This is a genomic window from Micromonospora sp. NBRC 110009 (genome assembly GCF_030518795.1).
Lineage (GTDB): Bacteria > Actinomycetota > Actinomycetes > Mycobacteriales > Micromonosporaceae > Micromonospora.
In genome coordinates, this window is record NZ_CP130427.1 from 2,291,913 (window position 1) to 2,304,530 (window position 12,618).

At 74.4% G+C, this 12,618-nt stretch carries 10 protein-coding genes; 2 read left to right on the forward strand and 8 right to left on the reverse strand.

Annotation, left to right across the window (positions count from 1 at the left end):
- Nucleotides 1-105: 105 nt before the first annotated feature.
- The 4 genes from Q2K19_RS10955 to Q2K19_RS10970 form a co-directional block, all read right to left on the reverse strand.
- Entirely contained in the window at nt 106-2,676 is a 2,571-nt protein-coding gene (locus tag Q2K19_RS10955) for an ATP-binding protein (RefSeq protein WP_302770159.1), read from the reverse strand.
- Nucleotides 2,677-2,800: 124 nt separating this feature from the next.
- Nucleotides 2,801-3,955 carry an acyl-CoA dehydrogenase family protein gene (locus tag Q2K19_RS10960; RefSeq protein ID WP_302770161.1) on the reverse strand — a complete coding sequence of 385 codons (1,155 nt, stop codon included), beginning with the start codon at nt 3,953-3,955 and terminating at the stop codon, nt 2,801-2,803.
- Between the two features lie 80 nt (nt 3,956-4,035).
- Nucleotides 4,036-5,568, reverse strand: coding sequence for an acyl-CoA carboxylase subunit beta (locus Q2K19_RS10965; RefSeq protein ID WP_302770164.1), 1,533 nt, complete (start codon nt 5,566-5,568; stop codon nt 4,036-4,038).
- Nucleotides 5,569-5,707: 139 nt separating this feature from the next.
- Entirely contained in the window at nt 5,708-6,349 is a 642-nt protein-coding gene (locus Q2K19_RS10970) for a TetR/AcrR family transcriptional regulator (protein WP_302770166.1), read from the reverse strand.
- Nucleotides 6,350-6,384: 35 nt separating this feature from the next.
- Here Q2K19_RS10970 and Q2K19_RS10975 point away from each other — a divergent pair, with 35 nt between their 5' ends.
- Nucleotides 6,385-6,723 (forward strand): rhodanese-like domain-containing protein, encoded by a 339-nt coding sequence (locus Q2K19_RS10975; protein WP_302770168.1) that lies wholly within the window; start codon nt 6,385-6,387, stop codon nt 6,721-6,723.
- Between the two features lie 116 nt (nt 6,724-6,839).
- Here Q2K19_RS10975 and Q2K19_RS10980 read toward each other — a convergent pair whose 3' ends face one another.
- From Q2K19_RS10980 to Q2K19_RS10990, 3 genes are all read right to left on the reverse strand, one after another.
- Nucleotides 6,840-7,760: a hydroxymethylglutaryl-CoA lyase gene (locus tag Q2K19_RS10980; protein ID WP_302770171.1), complete on the reverse strand. Its 921-nt coding sequence runs from the start codon at nt 7,758-7,760 to the stop codon at nt 6,840-6,842.
- Nucleotides 7,761-7,833: 73 nt separating this feature from the next.
- Nucleotides 7,834-9,171 (reverse strand): acetyl-CoA carboxylase biotin carboxylase subunit, encoded by a 1,338-nt coding sequence (locus Q2K19_RS10985; RefSeq protein ID WP_302772406.1) that lies wholly within the window; start codon nt 9,169-9,171, stop codon nt 7,834-7,836.
- Nucleotides 9,172-9,254: 83 nt separating this feature from the next.
- Entirely contained in the window at nt 9,255-9,881 is a 627-nt protein-coding gene (locus Q2K19_RS10990; protein WP_302770173.1) for a TetR/AcrR family transcriptional regulator, read from the reverse strand.
- A gap of 144 nt (nt 9,882-10,025) precedes the next feature.
- On the opposite strand from Q2K19_RS10990, the gene Q2K19_RS10995 reads away from it, so the two are divergent.
- A complete protein-coding gene (locus Q2K19_RS10995; RefSeq protein WP_302770175.1) occupies nt 10,026-11,327 on the forward strand; it encodes an MFS transporter in 1,302 nt (433 codons plus the stop codon).
- Here the strand turns inward: Q2K19_RS10995 and Q2K19_RS11000 are convergent.
- Nucleotides 11,324-12,532 (reverse strand): FAD-dependent monooxygenase, encoded by a 1,209-nt coding sequence (locus Q2K19_RS11000; RefSeq protein WP_302770177.1) that lies wholly within the window; start codon nt 12,530-12,532, stop codon nt 11,324-11,326. The two genes, Q2K19_RS10995 and Q2K19_RS11000, sit on opposite strands and share 4 nt — an antisense overlap.
- Nucleotides 12,533-12,618 lie beyond the last annotated feature (86 nt).

Sequence of the window (12,618 nt, forward strand, 5' to 3'; positions counted from 1 at the left end):
CCGGGGGGTGCCGGCGCGAGCGATGAGCGAGGGGCAACACAGGGGGCTTCTTCGCTCGCGCCACCCCCGCTCCCCTCGCCGATCAGGCCGGAGACCCGGGCGGGATCACCGCCTCGGACGGGTAGCCACCAGCGCGTAGAGCAGATCCTCCTCGCGACGCAACAGGCTGATCCCGGTCGACCGGCGCGCCCGGTCCAGCCGGTCCAGCACCGTCACGTCGGCCGTGCTCGCCGCGAGGCCCACCAGCGCCTCCACCACGTCCCGTCGGTCCCGCCCCGCGGCGGCCGCGTCGGCCGCCGCAGCGAACCACTCGGCCGCCTGTTCGCGGTCACCCCGGTGCAGCGCGAGGTGACCCTCGATCAGCGCGCAGACCGCGTCCTCCGGCCGGCCGGCCCGGCTCTCCGCGGCAGCGGACCCGTCCTCGACCGGCCGGCGCTGCTCCGGCACCGGGAGCGCGGGCCGCAGCTCGGCCACCACGTCCAGCGCCTCGTCCGCCCACCCGGCCTCGGCGAGGGCCAGCCCGACCGTGCCGAGCACCCGACGCCGGTGCCCCGGGTCACCCAGCTCGGCCAGGGCCGCCGCCACCCGCCGCCCCTGCTCCACGGCGTCGGCGTACCGGCCTTCCAGGCGGGCCAGCTCCGCGAGGTTGACCCGCCCCAGCAGGCGCAGCCGCTGCTCCCCGCACTCGGCGGCCAGCCGGTCCACGGTGGCCAGCCGGCGACGCGCCCCGGCCAGCTCACCCAGCCGTACGTCGTGCCAGGTGAGGTGCATCTGGGCGACCGCCATCTCGCGTACCCGGCGGTGCCGGGTGGCCAGTTCCAGCGCCGCCTCCGCCTGCTCCCGGGCCTCGTCGTGGGCACCGGCGGCGGACAACAGCCCGCAGAGGACCGAGCGGGCCGACAGCTCGCCGGTCACCTCGCCCGCCTCCCGGAAGGCGGCCAACGCCGACCGCGCCGCCGGCAGCTCCTCGGGCCCCGCGCCGTGCTCGTGTGCCAGGCGGGCAGCCCCGATCATCGCCCAGGCCCGCAGCACCGGGCCGGCGTCGGCGGTACGCGGGTCGGCCAGCAACCGCCGCAGCCACCGCCGTCCGGAGACGTCCCGCCCCCGCAGCCGCCACCAGCGGGGCAGCGCCGCCGCCAGCCGCAGCGCGGTCACCGGGTCGTGGTCGGCGGCGTGCCCGAGGGCGGCGATGATGTCGCTGGTCGCCTCGTCCAGCAGCCGTACGGCGGCGGCCACGTCCGCGCCGACCAAGTTCGGGGCGGTACGGAGCACCAGCCCGGTGACGGCGAGGGTGTGCCGGCTCCGGATCGGGACGAGTTCCCCCTCGCCGGCAGCCTGTTCGGTGGCGAAGTCGCGTACCGCGTCGAGCAGGCGGAACCGGAACGGGCCGGTGCCCCGGATGCTGAGCAGGCCCAGCTCGCGCAGCCGGTCGAGCAGCGGCACGGGGTCCGTCCGGTCGCCGCCGTCGGCGAGCAGCTCCTCGGCCAGCTCCACCGACCACCGGTTGCGGAACGCCGAAAGCCGACGCAGCGCGGCTCGCTCCCCGGGCGCGAGCAGTCGGTAGCTGGTCGCCACCGCCTCCCGCAGGGTCACCGGGCCGGCCGGACGGTCGCCGGGTTCCCAGCCGGGGCGGCCCCCGGTGGCCAGATCGAGGACGCGGTCGCCGTAGCGGTCGAGCAGCTCGGTGACGTCGAGGATCCGGCCCCGCGCCGCCATCAGCTCGATGGCCAGCGGCAGGCCGCCGAGGCGACGCACCAGCGCCGCGAGCGCCGGCAGCTCGGCCGGGGCGGGCGGTTCGCGGCGCACCTGGGCCAGCCGGGCGGTGAACAGCGTCGCCGCCGGCCAGCGGGCCAGCGCCGCCGGATCCGTCGGGGTCGCCCCGGGCGGCGGCACGTCGAGCGGCGCGACCGGCCGGACCAGCTCGCCGGGGAAGCCGACCGGGCGCCGGCCGCTGACCAGCACCCGCAGCGTCGGCGCCGCGGCGAGCAGCGTGCGCAGCGCCTCGGCCACCGGCCCGGGAGCCCGCTCCACCGCGTCCACCAGCAGCAACGCGCGGCGCCCGGCGAACCGGCCGGGGAGGTCGGCGAGCCGGCTCACGCCGAACACCGCAACCGAGGCGGCGAGCACGTCGGTGGCGTCGGAGCCCTCGCCGACCAGCACCCCGGCCACCCCGGCCGGATGATCGTCGGCCACCGCGTACGCGACGGTGAGGGCGAGCGCCGTCTTGCCGACCCCGGCGAGGCCGACCAGGGTCACCACCGGATGCTCCGCGCCCAGCAGGGCGGCCACCTCGGCGACGTCGCGGTCCCTGCCGATCAGCGGGACCGGCTGGGGCAGCGCGATCGGCGTACCGGATCCCGGGGCGCCGGTGCCCGGGAGGTGCGGCGAGGCCGGGTCGGGTCCGGCGGTCTGGACTGGGGCCGGTCGGGCCGCGGCGAGGAGCTCCTGCCGGGCGGCGCCGGTCAGCCGGAGCGCGTCGGCGAGCAGGTCGACGGTGGTGCGCTGGGGTCGCGCGGAGCGACCCCGCTCCAGATCTCGGACGGTCCGCACGCCGATGCCGGCCCGGGCGGCCAACTCCGCCTGGGTGAGGCCGGCGGCGAGCCGGTGCCCGCGCAGCAGATCGGGCAGCCGGCCTCGGCCACCCGGGCTCCGCGAACGATCATGATCCGGAGTCATGGGCACGAAGAGTACGGATCGCCTCCGGCGCGTCACAGCCGATCGTCGGCCAGCCGACCGTTCACTGCCGATTTCCGACAGACGGACGACGCGCCCGGGCCGGACGACCCGGGCGCGCCTCGCGTCACATGCCCAGGTCGCGGGCGATGACCATGCGCTGCACCTCGCTGGTGCCCTCGCCGATCTCCAGGATCTTGGCGTCCCGCCAGAAGCGGGCCACCGGGTACTCGTTCATGAAGCCGTAGCCGCCGTGGATCTGGGTGGCCTCGCGGGCGTTGTCCACGGCGATGGTGCTGGCGTGCAGCTTGGCGATCGCCGCCTGCCGCTTGAACGGCTCGCCGGCCAGCATCCGGGCGGCCGCGTCGTAGTAGGCCAGCCGGGCGGTGTGCGCCTTCAGCTCCATGTCGGCGATCTTGAACTGAATCGCCTGGTAGTTGCCGATCGGCTGGCCGAAGGCGTGGCGCTCCTTGGCGTACTTGATCGACTCGTCGACGCAGCCCTGGGCGAGGCCGACCGCCAGGGCGGCGATCGCGATCCGGCCCTCGTCGAGGATGCGCAGGAACTGAGCGAAGCCCCGGCCGCGCTCGCCGAGCAGATTCTCCGCCGGCACCCGGCAGTCGTCGAAGGTCAGCTCGTGGGTGTCCGAGGCGGTCCAGCCGACCTTGGAGTAGCCGGGCGCGACCGTGAACCCGGGCGTGCCGGACGGGACGATGATGGTGGACAGCTCCTTCGAGCCATCCGGCTTCGTCCCGGTGACCGCGGTGACGGTGACCAGCGCGGTGATGTCGGTGCCCGAGTTGGTGATGAACGCCTTCGAGCCGTTGATCACCCACTCGTTCGTCGACACGTCCAGCACCGCCCGGGTCTGGGTGCCGCCCGCGTCCGAGCCGAACCCCGGCTCGGTCAGCCCGAAGCCGGCCAGCGCCTCGCCGCTGAGCAGCTTCGGCAGCCACCGCGCCCGCTGCTCGTCCGTGCCGAACCGGTAGATCGGCATCGCGCCGAGGGAGATCGCCGCCTCCAGGGTGATCGCCACGCTGGAGTCGACCCGGGCCAGCTCCTCCAGGGCCAGGCAGAGCGCGAAGTAGTCGCCGCCCATCCCGCCGTGCTCCTCGGGGAAGGGGAGGCCGAACAGGCCCATCTTGCCCATCTGGCGGATGATCTCGTACGGGAAGGTGTGCCGCTCGTAGTGCTCGGCGATGGCCGGGGCGACCACCTCGCGGGCGAAGTCCCGCACGCTCTCCCGCAGCGCCTCTTGTTCCTCGCTGAGCCGGAAGTCCATCTGATCCTCCTGATGGGACGCCTGTGTGGACGGGCCGCCGGGCGCTCGTGACGCCGGGTCGGATGGTGCGGGTCGGGTGGTCAGACCGGGGTGACGCCGTGCCGGCGCCGGGAGAAGTGCCGCTCCTTGCCGCGGGCGGCGGCGAACCGGCGAACCAGCTCGGCGCGCAGCTCGTGCGGCTCGACGATCGCGTCGACGACCAGCTCGCTGGCGAGCCGGACGATGTCGATGTCCCGCTCGTACTCCTCGCGCTTGGCGGCGACGAAGGCGGCCCGCTCGGTCTCGTCCTCGATCGCGGCGATCTTGTTGGCGTAGACCGCGTTGACCGCGGCCTCCGCGCCCATCACCGCGATCTTGGCGGTGGGCAGGGCGATCGTGGCGTCCGGCTCGAAGCCGGGGCCGGCCATCGCGTAGAGGCCCGCGCCGTACGCCTTGCGGACCACCACGCAGATCTTGGGCACGGTCGCCTCGGAGATCGCGGTGATCATCTTGGCGCCGTGCCGGATGATGCCCTGCTTCTCCACCGCGCTGCCGACCATGAAGCCGGGCACGTCGCTCAGGAACAGCAGCGGCACGTTGAACGCGTCGCAGAGCTGGACGAAGCGGGTCGCCTTGTCGGCCGAGTCGACGAAGAGCACCCCGCCCTTGAACATCGAGTTGTTGCCGACCACCCCGACGACCTCGCCGTTCAGCCGGCCGAAGCCGATGGTCAGCTCCTTGGCCCAGAGCGCCTGGATCTCGAAGAAGCTGCCCTCGTCGAGCAGGCCCTTGACGTACCGGCGCATGTCGAAGGCCTGCCGCTCGCTGGCCGGGACCAGCGCCGCCAGGTCGGCCTTCTCGGACGTTTCCACGGCGGGCGCCGCCGGCGGGTCCTGCTTCCAGTTCGCCGGCAGGTACGACAGGTAGCGCTTGACCACGTCGAGCGCCTCGGCCTCGGTCTTGCAGAGGAAGTGCCCGACGCCGGACTCGGCGCAGTGCACCTTGGCCCCGCCCATCGCCTCCAGGGTGGTCTTCTCGCCGGTGACCATCTCGACCATCCGGTCGGAGCCGAGGTACATGCTGGCGTTGCCGTCCACCATGGCCACCACGTCGCAGAACGCCGGGATGTACGCCCCGCCCGCCGCGCTCGGCCCGAACAGGGCGCAGACCTGCGGGATGGAGCCGGAGGCGCGGACCTGGTTCCAGAAGATCTTGCCGGCGCCGCGCCGGCCGGGGAAGAGCTCGACCTGGTCGGTGATCCGGGCGCCGGCCGAGTCGACCAGGTAGACCATCGGCACGCCGGTCGCGTACGCCCGCTCGATGATCCGGATGATCTTCTCGACGGTGCGCGCCCCCCAGCTGCCCGCCTTGACCGTGGAGTCGTTGGCCATCAGGCAGACCGGGCGACCGTCGATGGTGGCGGTGCCGGTGACCACGCCGTCGGCGGGCAGGCCCTCGGCGAGGGCGTTGGCGTAGAGGCCATCCTCGACGAAGGAGCCCTCGTCGACCAGGAGCGCGACCCGCTCGCGGGCGAAGAGCTTGCCCTTGGCGGCGTTCGCCGCGTGGTACTTGTCCGCACCGCCCGCCTTGGCGCGCTTGCGCAGCTGCTCCAGGGCCTCACCGTCGAGCGTCACGCCGACTCCCATTGCCACCGGCCGCCTCGTGAGCGCGCCGACCGACCTGAACGATCGTTAGGCTAGCGCATCCACGCCTCCTCCGGCGAGCCACCGGGCCGCGGCGCCCGGAGCGGCCATCAGCGGCGCGCACCCGGGGTCAGCCGGTGAGGGCGTCGGCGAGCGCCAGCACCCCCGCCCGCAGCCGCTCGTCGCCCACCTCGTCCCGCACCCCGCGTACGTGCTCGGCGGCGAGGGGGGCCAGCAGGGTGTGCGCGTCGGCCGCCGGGTCCTCGCGCCCGGCCAGCAGGAGCGTCACGTGACGGTGCCAGAACCGGTAGGCACCGATCCGGTAGCGCGCGCCCGGCGAGGCGGTCTCCGACATCAGGACGAGGTCGAGATTGGCGAGCAGGTAGTCGAGGTAGGCGGCGACGAACGCCCGGAGCCGGTCGCGCGGCGAGGGCGCCTCGCCGGCCGGGCCGGGCCCGAGCGGGGCCGGGCCGAAGAGGATCGCTTCCTGGAGTGCGCGTTCCTGCTGATCGAGGAGCGCCACGGCCAGGCCCGCCTTGTCACCGAACCGGCGGAACAGCGTTCCCTTGCCGACTCCGGCGGCGGCGGCCACCGCGTCCATCGAGACCGCCTCCACCCCGCGCTCCCGGAAGAGCGCGGCAGCCGCGTCCAGGACGGCCGCCCGGTTGCGCGCCGCGTCGGCCCGCTCGCGCGGGGGTGCGGTACGCAACACCAGCAGTTCCGCCGGAGGGGTGGCGAAAACGGACTGCGGTCCGTTAACGTTCGGAGGCATAACCGGACTCTAGTCCATTTACCCTGGAGGTTGCCATGACCACCCTCATCACCCGGGACGAACTGCGCGCCGCGATCGACGCCGGCACCGTGACCGTCGTCGACGCGCTCGGCGGGGAGTACTACGTCCAGCAGCACCTTCCCGGCGCGATCCCGCTGCTCGAGGCCGAGGTGGCCGAGCGGGCCGCCGCGCTCCTGCCCGACCGGACCGCCGCCATCGTCACGTACTGCTCGAACCCGAGCTGCCCGAACAGCGGCCGGGTCGCCGACCGCCTCACCGCCCTCGGCTACACCAACGTCCGCAAGTACGCCGCTGGCATCGAGGACTGGGTGACCGCCGGCCTTCCCATCGAAACCGGCGCCCTCACCCACTGACCCGCGCCAAACGCCGCACGTCGGGGCGAGCCCTGACGATCAGAAGGTTCGCGTCCGTCCCGAGTCGGGTCCAGGACGCGAACCTCCTGATCGGCGCTCAGCAGCCAGCCCCGAGCTCAGGCGGGCATCGGGGTGAGGCGGGTACGCGGGCCGGCCCGCAGCACGCCGGACGGGAGCTTCTTCCCGACCAGCTCCTCGGCCAGCTCGGCCGCCTCGATCAGGGCGTCCAGGTCGATCCCGGTGTCGATGCCCATGTCGTGCAGCATGTGCACGGCCTCCTCGGTGGCCAGGTTGCCGCTGGCCCCCGGGGCGTACGGGCAGCCGCCCAGGCCACCCACGCTGGCGTCGAACTCGGTGACGCCCAGCTCCATGGCGGTCAGCATGTTCGCCAGGGCGGTGCCCCGAGTGTTGTGGAAGTGCAGCAGCACCGGGACGTGGGCGTTCCGGTCGCGGACCGCGGTGACCAGCTCCCGGACCCGGCGCGGCGTACCCATCCCGGTGGTGTCGCCGAACGCCACCCGGTCGGCGCCGTCCCGGACCACCCGGTCGACGATGCCGGCCACCCGCTGCGGGTCGACGTCCCCCTCGTACGGGCAGCCGAAGCTGGTCGCCACGATCACCTCGGCCCGCGCGCCCGCGCCGTGCAGCAGGTCGATCAGCTCGGCGATGTCGTCGAGGGACTCCTCCGTCGAGCGGTTGACGTTGCGCCGGTTGTGCGTGTCGCTGGCCGACACCACCACCTCGATCTCGGTGAAGCCCGCCGCCAGGGCCCGCTGCGCTCCCCGGGTGTTCGGGACCAGGGCCGAGTACCGCACCCCGTCGGCCTTCGCGGCCCGCTGCCACACCTCGTCGGCGTCCGCCATCTGCGGAATCGCCTTCGGATGCACGAAGGAGACGGCCTCGATCCGCCGCGCTCCGGTACGCGACAGCGCGTCGAGCAGCCGTACCTTGGCGTCGGTGGGGATCGGGTCCTCGTTCTGGAGCCCGTCGCGCGGCCCGACCTCCCGGATGGAGACGAAGTCCGGCAGTTCCGCCATAAGGGGTCACCTCACTGTGACGGTGGGATGCTGGTTTCTCCCAGCATCCCACCCGAGCCACGGGGCCGGATCGTCAGCGCATGCGGGAGACGATGCCCGTGTCGTAGTCGCCGGAGAGGAACTCAGGGTTCTCCAGCAGCTCGGCGAAGAACGGAAGGTTGTTCTTCGGGCCGGCGATCTCGAACTGGGCCACCGCGGCCCTGGCCCGCTCGACGGCCTCCGTCCGGTCCTTGCCGCTGACGATGAGCTTCGCCATCAGGCTGTCGTAGAACGGGGTGACCGTGTTGCCGGCCACGTAGCCCGAGTCGACGCGGACGCCCTCGCCGGCGGGCTCGTTCCAGGTGGTGATCGCGCCGGGCCCGGGGAGGAAGCGCTTCGGGTCCTCGGCGTTGATCCGCAGCTCGATGGCGTGCCCGCGCGGCGTCAGCGCGTCCGGGTCGAAGGTCGGGGCCAGGTCGGCGGCCACCCGCAGCTGCTCCTCGACCAGGTCGACGCCGTAGACGTACTCGGTGACCGGGTGCTCGACCTGGAGCCGGGTGTTCATCTCCAGGAAGAAGAACTCCTGCGTGGCGGGATCGAGCAGGCACTCGACGGTGCCGGCGTTGCGGTAGCCGACCGCCTCACCGGCCCGCACCGCCGCCGCGAGGAAACGCTCGCGCAACTCGGGGGAGACCGCCGGGGACGGGGACTCCTCGACCAGCTTCTGGTTGCGCCGCTGCACCGAGCACTCCCGCTCGCCGAGGGCCACCACCCGGCCGTCCGCCAGGCCGAGGATCTGTACCTCGACGTGGCGTACCCGGGGGAAGTAGCGCTCGATCAGCACGGAGCCGTCGCCGAACATCCGCTCGGCGAACGAGCGGACCTTGTCGTACTCGGTGCGCAGCGCGGCCTCGTCGGTGGCCACCCCCATGCCCATGCCGCCGCCACCGGCCGCGGCCTTCACCATCACCGGGTAGCCGATCTCCGCGGCGGCGGCGACCGCCGCCGCCAGGTCTGCCGCCGGGTCGGTGGTGCCGGGCGCGACCGGCACCCCGGCCGCCGCCATCAGGTTCCGGGCGTTGATCTTGTCGCCCATCGCGGTGATCGCGTCCGCGCCGGGTCCGACCCAGATCAGCCCGCTGGCCTCGACGGTACGGGCGAACTCCGCGTTCTCCGACAGGAAGCCGTAGCCGGGGTGGACAGCCTGGGCGCCGGTCGACTTCGCGGCGGCGAGGATGGCCTCCACGTTCCGGTAGCTCTGCGCCGGGTTGGCCGGGCCGACGCAGACCGCCTCGTCGGCCTCGGTCACGAACGGCAGGCCGGCGTCGGCCTCCGAGTGCACCGCGATCGCGCGGATCCCGAGCTTCTTCGCGGTACGGATGATCCGGCGCGCGATCTCGCCCCGGTTGGCGATCAGCAGCGACTCGATCATGGTCTGCAAGGAAGGGTCCCTTCTTAACGCCTCATGCATAGCCAGGGCCCCTTCTTAACACGCGTTAAGCCGCACGCGGTGTATCAGGCAGGATCGGTGGGGGCCAGCAGGGCGGCAAGCGTGGCGCCCCGCAGCAGCTCGGCCCGGCGCCGACGGTCCACCTCGCCGCCGAGGAACGGGGTGGAGTTCATCAGGCCGAACGCGGCGTGCGCGAGCACCCGGGCCTCGCCGTCCGGCAGGCCGGGATGCAGCGCGGTCAGCACCGTCACCCACTCCTCGACGTACAGCCGCTGGAGGCGGCGGATCCGCCGGCGGGGCTCGTCCGGAAGCCGGTCCAGCTCATGCAGGTGCAGGGCGATCACGGCCGGGTTGGCGAGCGCGAAGTCGACGTGGAAGTCGATCAGGGACTCCAGCGTGCCGCGCGGGTCGTCGGGGTGGTTGGCGGCCCGCTCCCGGCCGCCGGCGAGCAGCCCCTCGCTGACCGGGATCAGCGCGGCGACGAGCATCGCCTCCTTGCCGGCGAAGTGGTGGTAGAGCGCCGGACCGGTGACCCCGGCGGCGGCGCCGATGTCGTCCATCGACACGCCGTGGTAACCGCGGGCGGCGAAGAGTCCGACCGCGATCTCCAGGATCTCGTCCCGCCGGGACCGGCGACGGCCCGCACCCGTCGCGCCGTTCGCCGCGCCCCGCGCCTGCTGTTCCACCGCCACCGGGCCAGCCTAGACCTCGGACGCAGCGAGGTGGAGTCGTGGTTACCCGTCGGTTGCCTCACGTCCCACCACCCGGCGCAGACAGTGTCCGTCCCGTTTCCCGGCTTGACCCTCGACCCGCTTCAGGCCCCATGGTCCCTCGGCATGACCACCTCCGTGCTCGGCCGGAACTACCGGCTGCTCTGGTCCGCCGCCGTCGCCTCCCGGTTCGGCGACACCCTGCGTACGCCGGCCCTGGCCCTGCTCGCCACGACGCTGACCCGGGATCCCCGGGCGATCGCCGCGGTGACCGTCGCCGGACAGCTCCCACCGCTGCTGTTCGGCCTGCTCGGCGGCGCGTACGCGGACCGGTGGGACCGCCGCCGGACGATGGTGGCGGTGGACGGGGCACGGGCGGTCGTGGTGGCCGGCCTGGCCGTGCTGGTCGCCACCGGACGGGCCGGGGTCGGCGCGCTGGCGGCCGTCGCGTTCCTGCTCGCCGCCCTCGGCACGCTCTTCGACGCGGCCTCGTTCGCGGTGCTGCCGTCGCTGGTGCCGCCGGCCGCCCTGCCCACCGCCAACGGCCGCCTCCAGGCCGGCACGGCGGTGGCGGGCGGCTTCCTCGGCGCCCCCCTGGCCGGCGTCCTGTTCGCCGTCGCCGCCGCCCTCCCGTTCACCGTCGACGCCCTCACCTTCGCCGCCGCCGCCCTGCTCGTCCTCGCCCTCACCCCGCCCCTCGCTCGCCGATCTTGCACTTGTGGCCCCGACAAAGCGCCGGAAAAGGGACCGACCACGGACCACAAGTGCAAGATCGCCGGGGGGAAGGGGAGGGCCGGGGTTTGGGGGGAGGCGTGGGAGGGGGTCCGGTGGGTTCGGGGGGACCGGGTGTTGTGGGGGGTCACGCTCGCCAGCGCGGGGTCGAATCTGGCGATCAGCGGGCTGATGGGGGTGCTCGTGCTGTATGCGCTGGGGGTGCTGGGGGTGCCGGCGGCGGCGTACGGGCTGTTCGCGGCGGGGACCATCGTGGGGGCGCTGGTCGGGGCGCTCGTCGCCGGGCGGGTGGCGGCGCGGTTCGGCACCCTGCCCGCCCTGCGCGCGGTGCTGGTGTGGCAGACCGTGGCGCTGACCGGGTTCGCCGCGGCCCGGCACCCGCTGGCCGGCGGCGTCGCGCTGGCCTGCTTCGCCGCGGGCACCACGGTCTGGAACAGCCTCTGGTCCGCGTACGGCCAGCGGCACGTGCCACCGGGGCTGCTCGGCCGGGTCGGCGCGGCTCAGCGGGTGGTCGGCGTGGCCAGCGCGCCGGTCGGCGCGGCGCTCGCCGGGTTCGCCGGGCAGGCGTACGGGGTGGTCCCGGTGGCCTGGGCGGCGGCCGGCGTCTTCGTCCTGGTCACCGTCGCCGCGTGGCGGACGCTGCGCGGGGCGGGTTCCGTCGCCGAACGCCGGCCGGAGCCGGTCGCCCGTCCCTAGGCGGGAACGGCCGGGTGGGCCGGGTGCGCCCCGGCGGTCCGGTGCGGCATCGCCCCCGGGCCGGGCTCGAAGCCGGCCAGCCGGACGGCGAGCCGCTGCCGGGCCGGGGGCAGCCGGGACGCGGTGCGGAGCAGCAGGTCGCGCAGGAGACGCCCGGCGGGCGGGAGGGTGGTGAGCCGGGTGAGCCCGGCGGAGAAGCCGAGCACCTCCTCGGCGAGTGGGCGGCGCGCGGCGGCGTACCCGTCCAGGAGGGTCGCCGGGCGTCCGTCGAGCACCGCGGCCAGCGCGTCACCGAGGGCCACCGCGTCGCGGAGGCCGAGGTTCATCCCCTGCCCGCCGGCGGGGCTGTGCACGTGGGCGGCGTCGCCGGCGAGCAGCACCGGCCCGGCCCGGTACGCCCCGGCGATCCGGTGGTGGACCCGGAACCGGGAGGTCCACAGCAGCTCGGTGAGCCGGTCGGGCCGGCGCGCGGGACCCCGCTCGTCGAGCAGCGCCTGGAATCGGGCGGCGTCCGGGTCGCGCGGCGCGTCGGCCACCGCGGCGACCAGCCGGACCACCCCGTCCGGCAGCGGTGCCCAGACCAGCGGCCCCTGCGGGGCAAGGAAGAGCACGGTCTGGTCGCGGGGCAGCGCGCTGTCCAGCCGGGCGTCCGCGAGCAGGAACGACTCGCCCGGGTCCGCCGGCCCGCCGAAGTCGATGCCGGCCGGCTCGCGGACGGCGCTGTGCATGCCGTCGGCGCCGACCACCCACCGGGCCCGGACCGTCTCCCCGCCGGCGAAGCGGGCGGTCGCGCCGGCGTCGTCGAGGGCGAGGCCGGTCAGCTGGTACGGCCGGAGCACCCGGCCGCCGAGCGCGGCGAGCCGGTCGGCGAGCACCGCCTCGGTCTCGGCCTGGGACACCATCAGCGCGTACGGGTAGCGGGACGGCAGCCGGTCGAACGGAATGGTGAGCAGCACCCGGTCCCGGTCGCGGACGGTGAATCGGGTCGCGGACAGGCCGCGGGTCACCAGCGGGGCGGCGACTCCGATCCGGTCGAGCACCTCCAGGGTGCCGGCGTGGACGACGGCGGCCCGGGAGGTGACGGGCGGGCTCGCCAGCCGGTCGATCACGGTGGCTCGCACCCCGTGCCCGGCCAGGGTCACGGCCACTGCCAGGCCGGTCGGCCCGGCCCCCACCACGAGGACGTCGGTGTGCTCGGGAAGCATGCCCCACCTCCGGATGCCAACGCTTGTTTGCCAACACTCGTAGGCAAGGTTAGGCGTGGGTCGGCTTCGATGTCAACGCTTGTTGG

Excerpts from the sequence above, each read along its gene's own strand:
- Q2K19_RS10955 (WP_302770159.1), bottom strand. The coding sequence starts at position 2,676 with ATGACTCCGGATCATGATCGTTCGCGGAGCCCGGGTGGCCGAGGCCGG.
- Q2K19_RS10960 (WP_302770161.1), bottom strand. The coding sequence starts at position 3,955 with ATGGACTTCCGGCTCAGCGAGGAACAAGAGGCGCTGCGGGAGAGCGTG.
- Q2K19_RS10970 (WP_302770166.1), bottom strand. The coding sequence starts at position 6,349 with ATGCCTCCGAACGTTAACGGACCGCAGTCCGTTTTCGCCACCCCTCCG.
- Q2K19_RS10975 (WP_302770168.1), top strand. The coding sequence starts at position 6,385 with ATGACCACCCTCATCACCCGGGACGAACTGCGCGCCGCGATCGACGCC.
- Q2K19_RS10980 (WP_302770171.1), bottom strand. The coding sequence starts at position 7,760 with ATGGCGGAACTGCCGGACTTCGTCTCCATCCGGGAGGTCGGGCCGCGC.
- Q2K19_RS10985 (WP_302772406.1), bottom strand. The coding sequence starts at position 9,171 with ATGATCGAGTCGCTGCTGATCGCCAACCGGGGCGAGATCGCGCGCCGG.
- Q2K19_RS10995 (WP_302770175.1), top strand. The coding sequence starts at position 10,026 with ATGACCACCTCCGTGCTCGGCCGGAACTACCGGCTGCTCTGGTCCGCC.
- Q2K19_RS11000 (WP_302770177.1), bottom strand. The coding sequence starts at position 12,532 with ATGCTTCCCGAGCACACCGACGTCCTCGTGGTGGGGGCCGGGCCGACC.